The 18,330-nt window shown below is 72.6% G+C and carries 15 protein-coding genes and 1 tRNA gene; 9 read left to right on the top strand and 7 right to left on the bottom strand.

Going from position 1 to position 18,330, the window contains the following annotated elements:
• The first annotated feature begins 33 nt into the window (after positions 1-33).
• From UIS43_RS16780 to UIS43_RS16795, 4 genes are all read left to right on the top strand, one after another.
• Positions 34-939 carry a phosphoribosylaminoimidazolesuccinocarboxamide synthase gene (locus UIS43_RS16780; RefSeq protein WP_013155630.1) on the top strand — a complete coding sequence of 302 codons (906 nt, stop codon included), beginning with the start codon at positions 34-36 and terminating at the stop codon, positions 937-939.
• A 376-nt stretch (positions 940-1,315) separates the two neighbouring features.
• Positions 1,316-2,611 (top strand): UDP-N-acetylglucosamine 1-carboxyvinyltransferase, encoded by a 1,296-nt coding sequence (murA, locus tag UIS43_RS16785; protein ID WP_013155631.1) that lies wholly within the window; start codon positions 1,316-1,318, stop codon positions 2,609-2,611.
• A gap of 251 nt (positions 2,612-2,862) precedes the next feature.
• Complete coding sequence (locus tag UIS43_RS16790; RefSeq protein ID WP_013155632.1) at positions 2,863-4,128, top strand: hypothetical protein; 1,266 nt, start codon at positions 2,863-2,865, stop codon at positions 4,126-4,128.
• 579 nt (positions 4,129-4,707) lie between these two features.
• On the top strand, positions 4,708-5,400 hold the full coding sequence (locus tag UIS43_RS16795; RefSeq protein ID WP_370010750.1) for a hypothetical protein: 693 nt from the start codon (positions 4,708-4,710) through the stop codon (positions 5,398-5,400).
• 252 nt (positions 5,401-5,652) lie between these two features.
• Here UIS43_RS16795 and UIS43_RS16800 read toward each other — a convergent pair whose 3' ends face one another.
• Together UIS43_RS16800 and hisC are read right to left on the bottom strand one after the other, a co-directional pair.
• Complete coding sequence (locus UIS43_RS16800) at positions 5,653-6,648, bottom strand: hypothetical protein (protein ID WP_013155634.1); 996 nt, start codon at positions 6,646-6,648, stop codon at positions 5,653-5,655.
• 55 nt (positions 6,649-6,703) lie between these two features.
• On the bottom strand, positions 6,704-7,783 hold the full coding sequence (gene hisC / locus UIS43_RS16805) for a histidinol-phosphate transaminase (protein WP_013155635.1): 1,080 nt from the start codon (positions 7,781-7,783) through the stop codon (positions 6,704-6,706).
• A gap of 213 nt (positions 7,784-7,996) precedes the next feature.
• Between hisC and UIS43_RS16810 the strand changes: the two genes are divergently transcribed.
• The gene (locus tag UIS43_RS16810) at positions 7,997-8,680 is read left to right on the top strand and encodes a hypothetical protein (protein WP_081461771.1); all 684 of its coding nucleotides are present in this window, start codon (positions 7,997-7,999) and stop codon (positions 8,678-8,680) included.
• A 124-nt stretch (positions 8,681-8,804) separates the two neighbouring features.
• Here UIS43_RS16810 and UIS43_RS16815 read toward each other — a convergent pair whose 3' ends face one another.
• Together UIS43_RS16815 and UIS43_RS16820 are read right to left on the bottom strand one after the other, a co-directional pair.
• Positions 8,805-9,953 (bottom strand): MauE/DoxX family redox-associated membrane protein, encoded by a 1,149-nt coding sequence (locus UIS43_RS16815; protein WP_071623026.1) that lies wholly within the window; start codon positions 9,951-9,953, stop codon positions 8,805-8,807.
• A gap of 3 nt (positions 9,954-9,956) precedes the next feature.
• Positions 9,957-10,928, bottom strand: a complete 972-nt coding sequence (locus UIS43_RS16820) for a hypothetical protein (RefSeq protein ID WP_036552661.1) — start codon at positions 10,926-10,928, stop codon at positions 9,957-9,959.
• A 529-nt stretch (positions 10,929-11,457) separates the two neighbouring features.
• Between UIS43_RS16820 and UIS43_RS16825 the strand changes: the two genes are divergently transcribed.
• Together UIS43_RS16825 and UIS43_RS16830 are read left to right on the top strand one after the other, a co-directional pair.
• Entirely contained in the window at positions 11,458-11,985 is a 528-nt protein-coding gene (locus tag UIS43_RS16825) for a SigE family RNA polymerase sigma factor (RefSeq protein WP_019608831.1), read from the top strand.
• 137 nt (positions 11,986-12,122) lie between these two features.
• A tRNA-Ser gene (locus tag UIS43_RS16830) sits at positions 12,123-12,211 on the top strand.
• A 185-nt stretch (positions 12,212-12,396) separates the two neighbouring features.
• Here UIS43_RS16830 and UIS43_RS16835 read toward each other — a convergent pair.
• Entirely contained in the window at positions 12,397-13,098 is a 702-nt protein-coding gene (locus UIS43_RS16835) for a GntR family transcriptional regulator (protein ID WP_013155640.1), read from the bottom strand.
• Between the two features lie 115 nt (positions 13,099-13,213).
• Between UIS43_RS16835 and UIS43_RS16840 the strand changes: the two genes are divergently transcribed.
• Both UIS43_RS16840 and UIS43_RS16845 read left to right on the top strand, forming a co-directional pair.
• The gene (locus UIS43_RS16840; RefSeq protein WP_013155641.1) at positions 13,214-14,380 is read left to right on the top strand and encodes an enolase C-terminal domain-like protein; all 1,167 of its coding nucleotides are present in this window, start codon (positions 13,214-13,216) and stop codon (positions 14,378-14,380) included.
• Positions 14,381-14,621: 241 nt separating this feature from the next.
• Complete coding sequence (locus UIS43_RS16845; RefSeq protein WP_071623027.1) at positions 14,622-16,295, top strand: DASS family sodium-coupled anion symporter; 1,674 nt, start codon at positions 14,622-14,624, stop codon at positions 16,293-16,295.
• 66 nt (positions 16,296-16,361) lie between these two features.
• Here the strand turns inward: UIS43_RS16845 and UIS43_RS16850 are convergent, their stop codons facing one another.
• A complete protein-coding gene (locus UIS43_RS16850) occupies positions 16,362-17,426 on the bottom strand; it encodes a HEAT repeat domain-containing protein (protein WP_013155643.1) in 1,065 nt (354 codons plus the stop codon).
• Complete coding sequence (locus tag UIS43_RS16855; RefSeq protein ID WP_117198496.1) at positions 17,420-18,202, bottom strand: HEAT repeat domain-containing protein; 783 nt, start codon at positions 18,200-18,202, stop codon at positions 17,420-17,422. The genes UIS43_RS16850 and UIS43_RS16855 overlap by 7 nt, the downstream gene beginning before the upstream one ends.
• Positions 18,203-18,330: the final 128 nt, after the last annotated feature.

Raw genomic sequence — 18,330 nt, forward strand, 5'->3', positions numbered from 1 at the left:
GCTCGGCCGCCGGTGCGTAGGAGAGGGGAAGCCATGAGCGGTTTCGTCGTCAGGCCCGAACCCGTCCGGGTCGAGGGGCTCACCCACCTGCACACCGGCAAGGTGCGCGAGCTGTACGCCGCGGCCGACGGGTCGCTGGTGATGGTCGCCAGCGACCGCGTGTCGGCCTACGACTGGGTGCTGCCCACCGAGATCCCCGGCAAGGGGCGGCTGCTCACCCAGCTGTCCCTGTGGTGGTTCGACCAGTTGGGCGGCCTGGTGCCCAACCACGTCGTGTCCGACGTCCTTCCGGAGGGAGCCCCCGCCGACTGGGCGGGGAGGACCCTGGTGTGCCGCAGGCTGGACATGGTGCCGGTGGAGTGCGTGGCGCGCGGCTACCTGACCGGTTCCGGCCTGGAGGAGTACCGGGCGGACGGCACCGTGTGCGGGATCGCGCTGCCCGACGGGCTGGTCGACGGCTCCGAGCTGCCCGAGCCGATCTTCACCCCGGCGACCAAGGCCGAGGTGGGCGACCACGACGAGAACGTCTCCTTCGAGGCCGTCGCCGCCGCGCACGGGGCCGGGCTGGCCGCCGAGCTGCGCGACCTCACCCTGCGCGTGTACGGGCGCGGCCGGGAGCTGGCGCGGGAGCGCGGCATCATCCTCGCCGACACCAAGTTCGAGTACGGGCGCGACGCTTCGGGGGAGCTGGTGCTGGCCGACGAGGTGTTCACCCCCGACTCCTCCCGCTACTGGCCCGCCGACACGTGGGCGCCGGGCGGGCCGCAGACCTCCTTCGACAAGCAGGTCCTGCGGGACTGGCTGCGCTCGCCGGAGTCCGGGTGGGACCGCGCCTCGGAGACGCCGCCGCCGGAACTGCCCGAACACGTGGTGCAGCGCACTCTTGACCGTTACGTGGAGATCTACGAGCGTCTGACCGGGACGAAGCCCGCCCTGTGAGGCACCGCGCGGGAGTGATTCGACGCACGCGACCGCCGATTCGCGTCCAGGAGCACGTATGGTGGTGACGTTGTGCGGGTCACCGGAGGCGGGTGAACAACCATACGCACGGCATCCCCGGTCTTTCCCGTTGGCGGAATACCTCTTTGGCCGTTTGGCGGGACTCCATCCCCCGATCTGCGGGTATACCACGTCCTGGACCGGTACATGCGAACGGGTGCTATAGAGTTCTCGCGAACACCGGTTCACTGGCCGCGCAGGTCACACGCATGATGTCGCAACGTTCCAGGGGAAACCCGCGTCTCATACGCACACAGGCGAAGCCCGACGAGGGTGACCTTTTTTCCACATCTGCCTCACAAAGGAGCACATGAGCATGGGCCAGGAGGTTCGTTACCGCGTCCGCGGCGGACGCCCCCTCAGTGGAACGGCGTTCATCCAAGGCGCGAAGAACGCCGTCCTGCCGATGATCGGGGCCGCCCTCCTCGCGGCCAGGGGCCGTACGGTGCTGCGGAATGTTCCGGTCATCGAGGACGTCTACCGAGCTCTGGAGCTCGCCGAGCACGTGGGTGCCAAGGTCGAGTTCCACGAGGCCGAGCGCACCGTCGTCATCGACGCGTCCAACCTCAACGACCCCGAGCGGGCCGTCCTGCCCGCCGAGATCGCGGCCCGTTTCCGCGGCTCCGTGCTCTTCGTTCCGGCGCTGATGCACCGCACCGGCCGCGCCCGCATCGAGGGCGTCGGCGGATGCAACCTGGGCAGCCGCAACCTGGACTTCCACTACCGGGGCTTCGCGCGCCTGGGCGCCGAGGTCACCGAGGACCCCGAGCGCAACCACATCAACGTCGAGGCCAGCAACCTCCGCGGCGGCCGCCTGTACCTGGACACTCCGTCCCACACGGGCACCGAGAACCTCATCATGGCCGCGGTCCTGGCCCCGGGCACCACCGTGATCGAGCACGCGGCCCTGGAGCCCGAGGTCATCGACGTCATCGACTTCCTGAGCGCCATGGGCGCCAAGATCAGCGGCGGCGGCACGGGCTTCATCACCGTCGAGGGTGTCAAGGAACTCACCGCGGTCGAGCACACCATCATGTCCGACCGCATCGACGCGGGCGTGTTCGCGATGACCGTCGCCGCCACCGGCGGTGAGGTCAGCCTCGTGGGCGCCCAGCTGGACCACCTGGGCGTGGCCCGCTGGAAGATGGAGCAGATGGGCGTGGGCTTCTCCCAGGAGGGCGCCGTCCTGCACGTCCACCGGGACCCCTCGGTGCCGCTGCGGCCGATCAACGCCGTGACCTCGCCGTTCCCGGGCTTCGCCACCGACCTCCAGTCCCCGCTGATGGCCCTGGCCACCCTGGCCGAGGGTGAGAGCTACATCCACGAGGCCATCTACGACGGCCGGTTCGCCCTGGCCGACGAGCTCACCAAGATGGGCGCCAAGATCGAGGTGGAGGGCACCCGCGCGATCGTGCACGGCACCACCAACCTGCGCGGCACCGAGGTCATCGCCCACGACCTGCGCACCGGTGCGGCCCTGGTCCTCGCCGGACTGGTCGCCGAAGGTGAGACAATCGTGGCGCCCGGCTATCTGGTGGACCGCGGTCACGCTCAGTTCGCGACCCGGCTCGCTGCGCTAGGCGCTGACGTGGAGCGCGTCGTCGTCTCGTAGGGAGCCGAAAGCGCAGTTCAAGCCGGGGTGGGAGCCCGCCTCCCACCCGGGCTTTCGGCGTTGATATGGAAAACGATCTTCTTTGGCCCCGCACAATGGGTACGATCTCGGCAATCATGCCGTGACAGAGATCGGGTCGGGAAACCAGTGGGCGCACATAGTGAAGAGCGTGGAATGGTAGCGGGGAGCAACCCGAGGTGAGTGCCCAGCGTACTGGCGATTTGACGATCGGCGTCATAGGACCCCATGAGGTGGTCGAACGGGTCATGCTCATGGGTCCGGGGTCCACGGGACCCCTCAACGCCAGACTCATCGCCGCCGCGTACCGAGATGAGCAAGAGGCGACGGACAAGGTCGTCAGGCTGGGTTCGGCGATCGACGCGTACCTGTTCGCCAGCCCTGTCCCCTACGAGTTCGCGCGCAAGGCCGGTGTGCTGACGATGCCCGCCACCTTCGTGCCTCTCGGCGGGGCGAGCCTGCACGAGGCCCTGCTCCGGGCGACCCTGGACGAGCGCTACGACCCGACCAGAGCCAGTCTGGACGTGCTCAGCCGCGCCGACGTGGTGGAGGCCTACTCCGAGGTCGACCTGCCCGTGGACGGGATCCACGTGCACGAGGAGCTCACCAACACCGCGCAGCTCACGTCCTTCCACGAGGGGCTGTGGCGCCGCAAGGCCACCAAGATGGCCATCACCTGCGTGCGCGGGGTCGCCGAGCGCCTGGAGGCCATCGGCGTGCCGGTGGTCCGGCTGCGGCCCACCAACGCGGGTGTGCGCAGCGCCCTGCAGACCGCGGGTCTGCTGGGGGCGCACCACCGCCTGGAGGAGGCCCAGCTGGGCGTCGTGGTGGTGGACGTGCCCACCCTGCGGGACTCGACACGGCGTTCGACGCCCCGGTACTGGCGGGAGGAGCTGCGGCTGTCCCTGCACCGGCTGCTGCTCCAGGAGGCCCACCGGATCAACGCCACGGCGCACCGGTTGGACGACCATTCGTTCATGGTGACCGCGACTCGCGGATCGCTCGTGACCGCGACCGAGGGTTTCCGGCAGCCGCCGTTCGTGGAGCGGATCAAGGCGGAGCTGGGGATCGCGATCGAGGTCGGCATCGGCATGGGGCGGACCACCCAGGACGCCGAGGCCCACGCCCGGGCCGCGCTGAACCGCGCCCAGGCGTCGCGGCAGAGCTTCGCGGTGGACCGCGAGGGCCGTTCCCTGGTGCCCGCCCAGCGCGCGCCCGCGCGGCAGTCCTCCGAACCGCTGCGGACCAAGGGACGCGAGACGCTGATTCGGCTTTCGGAGAAGATCGCCGAGGAGGACGGACCGCTGGTGGTCGACGCGGAGAACGCCGGGCGGATGCTCGGTGTCACCTCCCGGACCGCGCGCCGGCTGCTGCGGACCCTGGTGGAGGAGGGGCTGGCGTGGCCGCTGCCGCCCAACAGGACCCTCCAGCCGGGCCGTCCCCGCCAGCTGTACCGGCTGATCGTGGAGAAGCTCGACAAGGACGCCGCGGGCAAGTAGCCGACGGCCGGCGCCGAGCCGCACGAGCGCCTGTGAGACGCGTGGAAGCGTCGGACGGGGGCGCTCCCGACCCAGGGGGCGCCCCCGTCCTTGTGCGCGGCTGTGCGGCCGTGTGAGCGGCGCGTGAGCGTGCGCGGGTCGGCGGGCGGCGGTTCGGCGTGCGCGGGGACGGCCGATTCGGCGTCCCCCGGGGGCCGCTCCAGCGTCCGTGGGCGAGCGGGTCCGAGCGGCGAAGGTCGGCTGGGCCTGCGTGAGGCGGCGTGCGCGAACCGTGGAGGCCGGTTCGGCGTGCGCGGGTCGGCATGCGTGAGTAGCGGAGGCCGGTTCGGCGTGCGCGGGGCGAGCGGTGGGGGCCGGCCGGGCGGTGGTGCGCGGTTGTCCACAGGCTGTGGAAGCCGGTTGTCCGCCGGACGGGCGCGCTGGGATCCTGGAACACGGGGGCGCCGCACGGCGGCCACGGCGGACCGCAGCGCCCCCGAATCGAGGTTAACCCCGCCCCGCCTGCCCCCACCAGCCACCGTCCACAGGCTGTGGATAATTCCGGTGACCCGCGACCGCCCGCCTGACAGGCTTGCGCGCATGGACGACCACGAGGACCACGACGGCGGCGGCAGCGCTCCGGGCAACAGGAGCGACGACAACAAAAGCGGCGGCGGCAGCGCTCCGGGCAACAGGAGCGACGACAACAAAAGCGGCGGCGGCAGCGCTCCGGACAGCGGAAGCGGTAACGGCAGCGGCGACGCCGGGACCGGGCGCCAACGCCTCCTCCTCATCGGAGGCGGCTCGGGGACCGGCAAGACCACGGTCGGCTGGGAGGTCTCCGTCATCCTCCAGCGGCGCGGAATCGCCCACTGCGTCCTGGAGGGCGACCACATGGACCAGGTGCATCCGGCCCCGCCCGGCGACCCCCGCCGGGGCGGGATCACCGAACGCAACGTCGCGGCTGTCTGGGCCAACTACGCGGCCCTCGGCCACCGCCGCCTCGTCTACACCAACACCGTCAGCGTGCTGGAGGAGGACATGCTCCGCCGCGCCATGGGCGGCGGGGACATCGGGGTGACCCGGATCCTGCTCACGGCGGGCGAGGCCACCGTGCGCGCACGCCTGGCGGTGCGCGAGACCGGCTCGCAGCTGCTCCCCCACGTCGAACGCAGCCTGAGGACGGCCGTGCGCCTGGACGCCGAGGCGCCCGCGGGGACCGTGCGCGTGGCGACGGACGGCCGTACCGTCGAGGAGGTCGCCGCCCGGGTCGTGGCCGCCACCGGCTGGTGAACCCCGAGCCCCGAGCACCGCAGACCGGTGAATCCCGGACCCCGCCGACTGGTGAACCCCGGGCCCGCCGCGGTCGGCCGCACGGGTCACCGGCACCCTCCGGCCGGACGCCGCGCGGCTCCCGGGCCGCCCGCGGGCCGAGCGCCTCGCGGACCCCGCCGACCGTCCCCCGGGCCGCGGCCGGGGGAACGCGCGTCCTCGTCCACAGCCTGTGGACAACCTTCGGCCGCGCGGCGGCAGGGCCCCGAGGACCTACACCGGGGCCTCCGGAACTCCCACGCCTGACCGTTCCGCGCACCACCGCGCGGTGTCCCGCAGGGAGGGGCGGCCCCGCGCCGTGTCGAGCCGCCGGACCACCTCGGCGAGCAGCCGCTCACAGCGCACCGACGACACCTCTCCCAGGCGGGGCAGCACGTCGCGCACCAGCACGGCCTCCGCCTCCTCCCACGACCGGGCGCGGGCCAGCGCCCACAGCAGGCTCACCGCGGCGTGGAACACGAACCGGCCGCCCCCGTCCGCCTCCTCCGCTCCCGCGGACCGTCCGTCCGCCCGGACCAGTTCCACCGTCCGGGCGAAGGACTCGGCGGCCGTGCCCGGCTCACCGGCGTCGGCGCTGACCATGGCCAGGTGCCAGGTGACCTCCGCCTCGGTCAGCCACCACGTCCATGCCGGATCGCCCCGGCGCGGCCCCTCCAGGTAACGGCTGAGGGTCTCCCCGAGCAGCTTCCGTGCCCGGGTTCGCTCGCCCTCCTGGGCCACGGCACGCGCCAGCCGCAGGGTGAACAGGGTGCGCACGCTCCCCGCCGTTCCCGCCGCCAGCGCCGCCTCGCACACCCGCCGGGCCTCGGTCGGCCGCCACAGGTGGACGTCCTGCATCGCCAGCTGGCTGAGCGCGAAGTACTCCATGGAGAGGTCGCCCGCCCCGCGCGCGGCGTCCAGCGCCGTCAGGGTCATCCGCCGGGACAGGCGCTGGCGCTCGGCGTCGAAGGCCACCCAGCCGGTGACCTGGTGCAGTTCGGCGGTCGCGGCGAGCACGTCCGCCGAGTCGGGCAGACGCGTGCGGACCGCCCCTCGGGCGCGGGCCGCGGCGCGCGCCGCGGCGTCCACGGTGTCGCGGGCGCCGTACCGGGTGTCCAGGGCGACGACGCGCGCGCTGACCGAGCGGACCGCCTCGGCTGCCCGCTCCGGCGACGCCCGGAGTTCCAGCGCCTCTGCAAGCCCGACCGTCTCAGAACCCGCAGGAGCCACCACCCGGTCCCCCGCACCGCCCCTGTGGACCGTGCGGGGAACCGGCGCCGTCGGACTAACGGCGCTTGCCGTAGGAGGTGGCCACGGCCAGGAACGCGTCGTTCTCCTCGGGGGTGCCCAGGCTCACCCGGGCGCCCTCCCCCGCGAACGGGCGCACGGAGACGCCCTCACGCGCGCACGCCTCGGCGAAGTCGAGCGTGTCCTCGTCCACCCGAAGCCACACGAAGTTGGCCTCGGTCGGCGGGACCGTCCACCCGGACGCGATGAGCGCGTCGCGCACCCGCCCGCGCTCCTCGACGGTGGCGGCCACGCGCTCCAGCAGCTCCCCCTCGGCGGCCAGGGAGGCGATCCCGGCGGCCTGGGCGAGGTGGTTCACCGCGAACGGGACGAGGGTCTTGCGGACCGCGGCGGTCACCGGGGGGTGCCCCACGAGGAAGCCCAGGCGTACGGCGGCGAGCCCGTAGGCCTTGGAGAAGGTGCGCAGCACGGCGACGTTGGGCCGGTCGCGGTACAGGGAGACGCCGTCGGGCACCCGCGGGTCGCGCACGTACTCGCGGTAGGCCTCGTCCAGGACCACCAGGACGCTCTCGGGGATCCGGTCCAGGAAGGCGACCAGCTCCTCCTCGCGCACGGTGGTGCCGGTGGGGTTGTTGGGGTTGCACACGAGCACCATGCGGGTGTCCTCGGTGACCGCGTCTGCGATCGCGTCGAGGTCGTGCGTCTCGTCCCGGAGCGGGACCCGCACCGAGGTGACCCCCGCCAGTTCGGCGAGCAGCGGGTAGGCCTCGAAGGAGCGCCAGGCGTAGACGACCTCGGCGCCGGGCTCTCCGACGGCTTCGAGCAGCTGCTGGAGCAGGCCCACCGAACCGGCGCCCAGGGCGAGGTGCTCCTCGGGGACGTCGAGGCGGCGGGCGAGCGCGGAGGTGAGCTCGGCGGCGCCCGGGTCCGGGTAGCGGTTGAGTTCGGCCGCGGCCACGGCGATGGCCTCACGCACCGACGGGAGCGGCCCGTAGGGGCTCTCGTTGGAGGACAGCTTGACCGAACGCCCGTCGGGACCGACGACCTTCCTGCCCGGCTTGTAGGGCGGGATGCTCTCCAGCACCGACCGCAGATATGGCGATTTCGACTCCGACACCGTTGTCCTTCCTCAATACTTTGTGCTAACCCCGCGACACGCTCAGCGACATCGCGTCCGGGTCGGTCACCGCTCCCAGCGGAAATATCGCACAAACGAGGAGATATCACCATGCACTTGCGTCCTTGCCCCCCGAACTCGGCACGGATCGACGCTGGTCAGCTCTCCGGGCCGCGCGAGAGGCGAGGACTCATCCGGTCATTGGCCCTTCCCGTGGCCGTGCCCGTCGCGGTCCTGCTGAGCGCGTGCGGTGGCGGCGCCGCCGAACAGCCCGCCGACCCCGGCGCCGAGGCCGCGGAGGCGCTGCACGAGGCGCAGCCCCTGCACGTCCGCGACGCCACCTTCGTGTCCGGGAGCAGCGAGCGCGGCACCTACTCCGAGCTTGCCACAGTGCGCTACAGCGAGCAGGTGCGGGCCGCCGCCGAACTCGACAAGCCCGAGTGCCTGGACGCCGCCAACCAGTGGGCCGCCCTGGACGGGGTGCGCGACTCCCCCGCCTCCGTGGCGGCCTACGAGTGGCCCGAGGGCGCGGTCACGCACATGCTGGTGCGGTTGGACGAGGCCACGGCGGTGGAGGCGCTGTCCGCCACGCCGCCGCGGAGCTGCGACGAGTACACCGCCTCCTACGAGGACGGCACCTCGTCCGAGTACAGCGTCAGAGACCTGGAGGACGTGCCGCGGATCGGTGACGAGTCGCGGGCCTTCGCCGTCGAGGTGGAGTCCGGGGAGGACAGGAGCCGCATGGTCAGCCTCATGTACCGCAACGGCGACCTCGTCGGCAGCACGTCCGTCCTCGGGGACGGTGAGCTGGAGGACTACGAGACGATGCTCGTGGAGTTCAGCGAGGCCGCCGTGGAGCGGCAGCGGCAGATGCTCGGGTCGGGGGCCGACCGCTGACCACCGGAGCGGCTCCCCGCCCGGATCCAAACCGGGCACCAAGCAGGAGCCGGGGTCACGTCCGGACCGGGTTCGCGGCGCCGCCGCCGACGGGCCCCGGAGGCCGGGGCCCGTCGGCGCGCCCTCATCCGGCCGGGGTCGGTTCGCGCCCGCCCCGATCCGTCCCGCCGGTGCCCTGCTCCGCGGCGCCCTGCTCCGCCGCGTCCCGGCCGACCTCCTCGCGCCCGCTCGGACCGCGCTGTCCCGGAACGCGTTCGCCCTGGACGTCGCCCTCCCGAACGCCTTCGTCCCGGGCGCTCTCGTCGGATCCGCCCGCGACGAGGTCCCACACGGCGGAGCGTTCCCGGGCGGTCCGAAGGCTCAGCTCGGCCCTGGCCTCGTCGTGCCGCCACGCGTCCCGTCGGGCCGCCTCCCCCGGGTGGAGGAGCTTGCGCGGCGGGCCGGTCAGCTCGATGCGGGTGACCGCGCCGAAGGAGGCGACCACCGCTCCGCTCTCGCGGTCGACCAGGGCCGCGCGCACCGCGGTGCCGCGCCTGCCCCCGGCCCTGACCGCGTACACCACGTCGACCCGGCGGCCGTGCCGTACGCCGTCGTAGCGCAGGAACCTCCAGCAGCCCTGACGCCACACGTCCTCGGGTTCGGTCCCGAGCATCACCGGTTCGTTGACGCGCCACACATCGCTGCGGCGCAGGGTCCGCACGGTGCGGCGCAGCGGAACCTCGCGCAGCGCGCAGGGCTCCTCGTGCAGGGTGCGCGCGGCCGAGGTGCGCAGTTCGGGGCTCAGCAGGGCCAGGAGCAGCAGTTCGGCGCCCAGGACCCCGGCGTGCAGCGGGGTCGGCGGGGCGACCGCCTCCCAGCCCGCGGGTTCCAGGCCGAGCGTGGACAGCGCGGCGGCCGACAGCAGTCCGGCCCGGGCCAGCGTCCGCCAGCCGATCGGCGCCTGGCTCAGCCCGCCGAAGCAGCCGCAGCCCGCCTCGGGGTCGCGTCTGCGGATCACCACCAGGACCACGACCGAGACGGCGAACACGACCGCGGTCAGCGCCCGCACCGCCTCGCCCGACAGGCCGGTCAGTCCGAGCAGGCCGAGCGCCAGCGCGGCCTCCAGCAGGCCGGTGCCGACCGTGGACGCCCGGCGCAGCCGCTCGGGCGCCAGGACGGCCAGGCCCGTGGCGGCCGCCCGACTGGTGGTCTTGGCGACGGCTCCGACCAGGAGCAGCACCGCCAGGAGCGGTAGCTGCACCTCGCGGGCCGCCTCGACGATCTCCGGGAGCATCGGTCATCCCTCCCCGTCGTGGACGGTGACGGTCGCGTTGAAGCAGCCGTCCTCCAGCCGCCCGCCGAGGGCGACGAAGCCGGTCATGGTGAGGGAGGCCAGCCGTCCCGCGCTCTGGCCTCCGCAGGAGGAGCACAGGTCGCACAGCCAGCTGTCTGCCGCGGCGCAGTCGACCACGGGAAGCGCCGCGGACTCGTGCGTGCAGTCGTTGCGCAGGCTCAGGGTCGCCCCGGTGGACAGCAGCGGCAGCGGGACGCAGGAGGTGCGCCGGTCGCAGGGCCCGTCGTGGCCGACGGGGTCGAGCGCCGGGTAGGCGATCCCGTCGACGTGGGCGCGCGGGTCCACGTGGGAGGAGCGGCCCCACGCCGGGTCGTACCAGGTGGCGACGCCGCTCAGCGTGGTGGCGCGCCGACGCGTGGGCGGCCGGTGCGGTGTGGCGCCGAGCGGGTAGGGCGGCTGGGTCGTGGCGGGGCGCACGGCCCGTACGGCCCCCTCCTCCCAGACTCCGACGGCGTCGAAGACGTAGCCGGGTTCCAGCCGCGGGTGGCGGACGGAGATCCGGCCCGAGGTGCGGTAGGGCAGCACGACGGTCTGGCGCGGGCGCCCGTGCCCGGGGTCGATCTCCAGGGTGTCGCCGTCGCGGCTGACGATGACGCCGGTGGCGCGGGCGGCCTGGGCCCACACGCGTGCGGCGATGGGGTGGCCGCCGGGTACGCGCAGCACCACGGCGTCGTCACCGGGGCGGAGTTCGCCCGGGCCGACCTCCCCGCCCCGCCAGAACACGGTGGAGCGGTCGTACATGAAGTGCTCCTCGCCGCCCGGCACGGCCAGGCAGAGAATGCGGGCGTTGGCGCTGACGACCACGCCGCGCGCGACGCGGTGCCCGAGCGGCGTGGGTTCGGGTGCGCTCGCGGCGCCAAGCACCGCGGCTGTGAACCTTCTGCGGTCCCGTCCGATCTCGGTGGTCACTGACATCTCGACTGAGCCCCCTCACCAGTACGACTCGTCGCTTCGTCCCCGTTGTCCAGACATGTTCTCGATGCCGCGGCCCCGAACGACGCGTGGGGCACCCCATGGAACCAGAGAGCGGATTCCGCGCACACCGGGCTTCGCACATCGGGCGACTCGGGATCGCCCCACCACAGCCTGTCGTTACAAAGCTACGCATAGAACCCATAAATCTAGAAAGATTCATAAACACCCACAAGATCCCCCAAAACACAGGGGTTCCCGTTCGGTCGGCCCCTCTTTCCCCCGCCAGCGGGACCGGTCCGCGCGGCGAGGCCCGGCGAGCGGAACCGGCCCGTGCCACGGGCTTGTCGGCCGTCGGCGCCGCGACTCGCCGGGGCCGGTATTCGGACACGGAAGCAGGCCGGCCACCTGCGGTTTTCCGGCGGTCCGTTTGTCGGCGCGTGGGACACACGTGCCTGGATGTTTGCGTTGGCTGTGTGAGAGTTAGAAGGGAGGAACACGACGAAAGCCCACGCAGCGCCCGTGAAGGTCGGTGGTCGGCGTGACAGGGACGACCCGGACGCCCCGGTACGACGAGTTCAGCCACTACGTGGCCGAACGCGGACCGGTCCTGCTCCGGATGGCCCGGTCGCTGACGGGCAGCCACGCCGACGCCGAGGACCTGCTCCAGGCGGCGCTGGTCAAGACCTTCCTCGCCTGGGACCGGATCACCAACCCGAAGGCGCGCGACGGGTACGTGCGCAGGGCCATGGTGAACACGCAGATCTCCGAGTGGCGGCGCAACCGGCTGGACGTCTACCCGACCGACGAGATCCCCGAGCAGCGCGTGGACGACCCCACCTGGCGCAGCGACCTCGCGGACGTGGTGGAGCGCGCCATCGACCGCCTGCCCGACCGGCAGCGGACCACGGTGGTGCTGCGCTACTACGACGACCTCACCGAGGCGCAGATCGCCGAGCGGATGGGGGTGACGCTCGGCACGGTGAAGAGCACGCTGTCCCGCGCCGTGGACAAGCTGCGCCTGGACGCCGACCTCATCATCGAGCGCACCGTCGGCTGACCCCGTGGACCCGCCCGGCCCCTAACCGCATCAGCAGTGCGGCGCCCTCCCCGGCACCGCCTCCACCGGTCACGGGGGCGCGGCGGGGCCTTCGTTTTGCGCAACCGTCCGTGGTGTCTGTAGGCTTGTCCCAGCCAGGAGGATTCGCCTAGTCAGGTCTATGGCGCCGCACTGCTAATGCGGTTTGGGTTTACGCCCATCCGGGGTTCAAATCCCCGATCCTCCGCGCTCCGACCTGGGGCTTCTCACATCGCGGGAGCGAGAGAAGCCCCGGGTCTTTTTCGTGCCCGGGGGCGGTCGGCACAGGACCCGTGCCGACCGCGCACGCCGACCACCGCCCCGGCCGCTGGCGCGCGTCGGCGGGGCGCGGAGTTGCGTTGCGCGGTCGTGGGGCCGGTACTCCGGGCGCTCTCAGGCCGAACGCCCGGCGATGGGGTGGTAGGCGCGCTCCCTGCCTTCGAGGGTGTCCGTGACCACGGCTCCGAGGCTGTTGCGGATGTGGGAGCGCACCAGCCCGGCCGCGGCGGCGCCGTCGCCGACGGCGACGAGCTCCAGGATCTCGTGGTGCTGGTTGAGGTCGAGGGTGCGCGGCTCGGCGCCCGCGGGCAGTTCCAGGCCGATCCGCCGGTACCGGTCGGCCTTGTCCCACAGGTCGTCCAGGAGCCTGGTCATCACGCTGTTGTGCGAGGCGGCGTAGATCGCCCGGTGGAAGGCCCGGTGCGCCGCGATGGCCTCCTCCCCCCAGGTACGGGTGACCGGCAGGAGTTCGTCGGCGGCCGCCCTCATCGCGGCGATGTCGCGTTCGGTGCGGCGCAGCGCGGCCAGTTCGGTGGCGGAGGGCTCCAGCGAGAAACGGGCCTCCAGCAGTTCGCGGGCCTCGGTGGCGCTCATGGGCGCCACCCGGACGTCCCGGTGGGTGTCCATCACGACCCAGTCCTCGCTGGCCAGCCGCCTGATCGCCTCGCGCAGGGGCGTGATGCTCATCCCCATCTCCTCCGCCAGTTCGTACTGCGGCAGGCGTGAGCCCGGGGCGAGCTCACCGGAGGTGATGCGGCGGCGCAGCTCGGTGTAGGCCAGCCCGCCCTTGCTGGAGAAGACGTTCGCGCCGGTCATCGTGACCTCTCTCACCAAATTCCCGCTCACGGTCTTGTGACCCCCGTCTCGGCCAGTATAGGCTCCGCATAACTTATAAGGGTCTTATAAGATCAAGTTCGGCAGGAAGGGACCCATGCGAATCGTTTCCGCCCACGTCGGCACCATCCCGATCAGCTCGTCGATGCGCAACGCGTACATCGACTTCAGCAGGATGGACTGCACGATCCTGGCGCTGGTCAGTGACGTGGTGGTCGACGGCAGGCCCCTGGTGGGTTACGGCTTCAACTCCAACGGCCGGTACAACGCCACGGCCATCCTGAACGAGCGGATGCTGCCGCGGCTGCGCGAAGCCGCCCCGGAGGATCTGCTGGACGAGAACGGCGAACTCTCGCCCGCCCGGGCGTGGGACGTCATGATGCGCAACGAGAAGCCGGGCGGACACGGTGAACGCTCCGTCGCCGTCGGCGTGGTGGACATGGCGCTGCACGACCTCGCCGCCAAGGCCGCGGGAGTGCCGCTGTACCGGTGGATCTCCGACCACTACGGCGACGGCGACCCGGACGGGGACGTCTTCGTCTACGCCGCCGGCGGCTACTACGCGCCCGGCAAGACCCTGGAGGACCTCCAGGACGAGATGCGGGGCTTCCTCGACGCCGGGTACGAGGTCGTCAAGATGAAGATCGGCGGCGCCGACCTGTCCGAGGACCTCCGGCGCATCGAGGCGGTCATCGACGTCCTGGGCGGCGACGGGTCCCGGCTGATGGTGGACGTCAACGGCAAGTTCGACCTGCGGACCGCGCTGGAGTACGGCCGGGCCATCGACCGGTACGGCCTCTTCTGGTACGAGGAGGTCGGCGACCCGCTGGACTACGCCCTGAACGCGACGCTGTCGGAGGACTACCGCAACCCCATCGCGACCGGCGAGAACCTGTTCTCCCTCCAGGACGCCCGGAACCTGATCCGCTACGGCGGGATGCGCCCGGACCGCGACTTCGTCCAGGTCGACCCGGCGCTGAGCTACGGGCTGACGGAGTACCGCCGGGTCCTGGACATGCTCGCCCGGCACGGCTGGTCCTCCCGCCGGTGCATCCCGCACGGCGGGCACCAGTTCTCGCTGCACATCGCCGCGGCCCTCAAGCTCGGCGGCAACGAGTCCTACCCCGGGGAGTTCCAGCCCACGGGCGGCTTCGCCGACGAGGCTGTGGTCACCCGCGGTCGTGTGGCGCCGGGTGACCTCCCGGGCATCGGGCTCGAAGGCAAGGCGAAGTTCTACGAGGTCCTGCGGGGCCTGCACGGCTGACCGCCCGGGACGGGCGGCTCCCGCGACGGTCGCGGACACGGGAGCCGCCCGCGCACGAGCGCTCCGAGGCGGCGTGAACGGCCACCCGGCACACGGCGACCGGCGACGGTCCCCCCTTGTTTCCCTCGCGGAGTCCCCACGGCCGCGCTCCCCTCGCGGCCGATGCCGATCCGCGTACCCCCCGAACCGGTCCTTCGCCCCGCTCCGCGCCGGGCGGGGGGCCAGAAGAAGGTGCAGCACAATGGCAACCTCTTACCCGTACCCCCTGTGGGAGAGCCTGTGGGCGTCGCACAGGGAGGTGAAAGGACTCCTGACGTTCTCCAGGCGCGGGAGGCCGTCACGGACCGAACCGGTGGCCTCCGGCGACGGCCCCTCCGCCGCCCATGACGGCCCCGAGGCCGCGGGACCGGCCGCGGAGTCCGGTGGTCCCGGCCCCGGCTACACTCCCGCGCGCGTCACCGGGCTGGTGCTCGGTCCGCTGCTGTTCGCGCTGACGCTCGTGTTCTTCGAACCCGAGGGGCTCTCGTCGGCGGGGCGGGCGGTCCTGGCCACCACCCTCTGGGTCGCGACCTGGTGGATCACCGAGGCGATACCCATCCCGGTCACGTCCCTGCTCCCGGTCGCGCTCCTGCCGCTGACCGGCGCGCTGGAGGGCGACGCCGTGGTCGCGGCGTACGGCAACGACATCATCTTCCTGTTCCTGGGAGGGTTCTCGCTCGCGATCGCGATGGAGAAGTGGAACCTCCACCAGCGCATCGCCCTCGCGATCGTCGCGGCGATCGGTACGAGTCCGCGCCGCATCGTCCTCGGCTTCATGGTCGCGACGGGCTTCCTGTCGATGTGGGTCTCCAACACGGCCGCCACGATGATGATGATCCCCGTCGGCCTGGCGGTCGTGTACCAGGCATCCCGTTCGCTGCGGGGCGGGGAGTTCGCCGACGACCTGCCCAGGTTCGAGAAGTCCGTCGTCTTCGGTATCGGCTACGCGGCCACCATCGGCGGTCTCGGCACGCTCATCGGGACACCTCCGCTCGCCGTTCTCGCGGCGACCTCCGGGGAGCTCTTCGGCGAGAGCGTCTCGTTCGGCGGGTGGATGGTGTTCGGGGTTCCGATCGCCGTCGTCCTCCTCGCCCTCGCGTGGTTCTACCTGACGGGCGTCAAACTCAGGGTCCGGTTCAGGCAGCTTCCCGGAGGCAGGGAGATCATCCGGGAGGAGAGGAGGTCCCTCGGCCGGATGTCCACCGAGGAGAAGCTCGTGCTCGGCGTCTTCCTCGGCACGGCCTTCATGTGGGTGACCCGGTCGTTCCTGTGGGAGGACCTCCTTCCGGGGATCAGCGACGGGGTGATCGCGATCGTCGCGACGGTGGTCCTGTTCACGCTGCCGACCCGCGGTGCCCGGGAGAGGAGGATCCTCCAGTGGGAGGACTCCAAGAAGATCCCGTGGGGGATCCTCCTGCTGTTCGGCGGCGGGCTGGCCATCGCCGCGGGGTTCGTCGACACCGGCCTCTCCGCGTGGATCGGCGAGCAGCTGCGCGTGCTCGACGGGGTCGACGTGATCCTGACCATCGTCATCGCCACCGCGCTCGTGCTGTTCCTGACGGAGATCACCTCGAACGCCGCGACGGCGACGATGATCCTCCCGGTCATGGCGGCCCTCGCGGTCTCCCTGAACATCCACCCGTACGCGCTGATGGTCCCCTGCGCGATGGCCGCGAACTGCGCGTTCATGCTCCCCGTGGGCACCCCTCCGAACGCGATCATGTTCGGCACCGGCAGGGTGACGATCATGGAGATGGTCAGGAGCGGGTTCTGGCTGAACGTCATCGCCCTCGCCCTCGTGGTCGCGGGGACGCTGTTCCTGCTGCCGCCGTTGTGGGGGATCGACCTGATGACCCTTCCCGCCGGATTCCGGTGAGCGGTGCGTCCGGTTCCGGCGGAGCGCCTCCGGGACCGGACGCACAGGCGTCCCGGCGGCGCGCTCTCAGGGGTCCCCGTCGGCCCGGTCCTCCCCTTCCCCGAGGGACCGGTCCTCCTCGGGGGACCGCTCCCGGAGGGTCCCGGCGAGGGCCGAGGCGACGAGGGCGACGGCGCGGTCCTCGTCCCGGGTCAGTCGGTCCAGGATCCCGCGCACGGCGGCTCCCCCGATCTCGACCAGCGCCTGGACGAGACGGATCCGTGTCGCGGAGTCCGCGCCGGGTGCGGCGAGTTCGTCGGCCAGGGCGGTCGTGATCCGGTCCGCGCACCCGGGGTCCCGGGACAGTCCTCCCAGCGCCTCCGCCGCCTCCACGTCCCTGGAGCCGTCGACCACCATGCCGACCAGCGCGGGTACGGCCTCGGCCGCGCCGTACCCGCCCAGGGCCAGGGCGGCGTGCCCGCGCACCACGGGGTCCGGGTCCCCGAGGGCGTCCGCGAGCACCGCGGTGACCTCCGGGGCCTCTGGCATCCCGGCGACCGCCAGCACCGCGCGCCGCCGGACGTCGGGGTCCTGCGACCGCGCACCGGCCGCCAGAGTCGCCACGCCGTCGCCGCCCGACCGGGCGAGCGCCCAGCGCAGGGCGCCCGCGACGTGGGGGTCGGACTCGGTCAGGACCGCCCCGGCCAGCAGTTCGGCGGAAGCCGACGCGTCCCCCGGCCGGGACAGGACGGCCTGCTGTCTGCGCGCGGCGCTGGTCGCGTCGAGCCCCCGCATGAGCTCGACGACGCTCAGGACGTCCTGCCAGTCGGCGGGCTCCGACGCGTCGATCGCGCGGAGCCGGTCGAGCAGTTCCCGCTCCCGGGCCAACCGCTCCTGCGTCCACCGGATGAGGTCGTCCACCAGGGCTGACGGTGTGAAGGCCGGGTCCTCCAGAGCCCGCCCGATCTGCCGGAGCGAGAGCCCGAGGGTCCGCAGGCTCTCCACCTGGAAGATCCTGCGGACGTCCTCGTCGGAGTACTCGCGGTAGCCGCCGGCGGTACGGCCCGTCGGCCTCACCAGCCCCAGGGCGTCGTAGTGGCGGAGCATCCGGGTGCTCACCCCGGAGCGGCGGGCCACGTCACCGATCAGCAATCCGCGTCCTCCGCGTCCTCGACGGCCCCTGCCTCCTTGGAGGCCTCCGGCACCCCTGTGCCCGCCGACGCGACCGCGGCGGCGGCAGCGGCGGCTCGTTCCGGGCCGAGTGTGACCACGCGTCCGGCCTCCTCGACGGCGGCGTCGAAACCGCTCTCCGGATCCTGCCGGAGCAGCTCGGTGGCGCGGGCGTGCGCCGCCACCGCAGGGTCGGGGTCCTCCGCGGCCCTCTCCAGGGCGGGCACGATCACGTCGCCGAGGTCGACGAGGGCCCGGCTCAGGCTCAGCCGCACATCGCGGTCGCCGCGACCGAGTTGGAGGACCAGTTCGCCGGCCAGGCCGCTCCTCTGCTCATCGTCGTCGGGCGCGAGGGCGACCGCGACGCGCCACGCGGTCCGCGCGACCTGGTCGCTGGCGTCGCGCAGCATGTCGCGGGTGATCCAGGCCCACGTGCTCCTGTCGCCGATCTTGGAGAGCAGGTGCAGGGCCTGGCTGCGTGCCTGGGCGCGCTCGGAGACGAGCTCCCGGCGGATCCGTGGCAGGGTGCTCTCCGCCGGGAGGCGGGTCAGCGCCCAGGACAGCATGTCCCGTACGAAGAAGTCGGGCTCGACCGCGCACCGCTCGACGAGCGGCTCCAGGAGCGAGGGGTCGGGGTTCGACCCGGCCGCCAGGGCCGCCTGGAGCCGGACCGACGTGTCCCTGGCGGACAGGGCGTCGGCGACGCGGGCGTTCTTCGGGGTCGTGTTGGCAGCGTTGATCGGGACCACCTCCTGCACCCGAGTGAAGACCCTGTCACCGTGTCAAGGTCAAGCCCGCGACCGGCGCGCGGGGAAGTCCGACGGTCGCGGCACCGGTCCGGTCTCCCCGCACGGGCCGGGACCTCCGCCGCGCGTGTGCCCCCGCC

The sequence above is a fragment of the Nocardiopsis sp. LDBS0036 genome, from assembly GCF_041228755.1.
Lineage (GTDB): Bacteria > Actinomycetota > Actinomycetes > Streptosporangiales > Streptosporangiaceae > Nocardiopsis > Nocardiopsis dassonvillei.

Excerpts from the sequence above, each read along its gene's own strand:
- UIS43_RS16840 (WP_013155641.1), top strand. The coding sequence starts at position 13,214 with ATGCGAATCGTTTCCGCCCACGTCGGCACCATCCCGATCAGCTCGTCG.
- UIS43_RS16795 (WP_370010750.1), top strand. The coding sequence starts at position 4,708 with ATGGACGACCACGAGGACCACGACGGCGGCGGCAGCGCTCCGGGCAAC.
- UIS43_RS16845 (WP_071623027.1), top strand. The coding sequence starts at position 14,622 with ATGGCAACCTCTTACCCGTACCCCCTGTGGGAGAGCCTGTGGGCGTCG.
- UIS43_RS16780 (WP_013155630.1), top strand. The coding sequence starts at position 34 with ATGAGCGGTTTCGTCGTCAGGCCCGAACCCGTCCGGGTCGAGGGGCTC.
- murA (WP_013155631.1), top strand. The coding sequence starts at position 1,316 with ATGGGCCAGGAGGTTCGTTACCGCGTCCGCGGCGGACGCCCCCTCAGT.
- UIS43_RS16835 (WP_013155640.1), bottom strand. The coding sequence starts at position 13,098 with ATGACCGGCGCGAACGTCTTCTCCAGCAAGGGCGGGCTGGCCTACACC.
- UIS43_RS16820 (WP_036552661.1), bottom strand. The coding sequence starts at position 10,928 with ATGTCAGTGACCACCGAGATCGGACGGGACCGCAGAAGGTTCACAGCC.
- UIS43_RS16815 (WP_071623026.1), bottom strand. The coding sequence starts at position 9,953 with ATGCTCCCGGAGATCGTCGAGGCGGCCCGCGAGGTGCAGCTACCGCTC.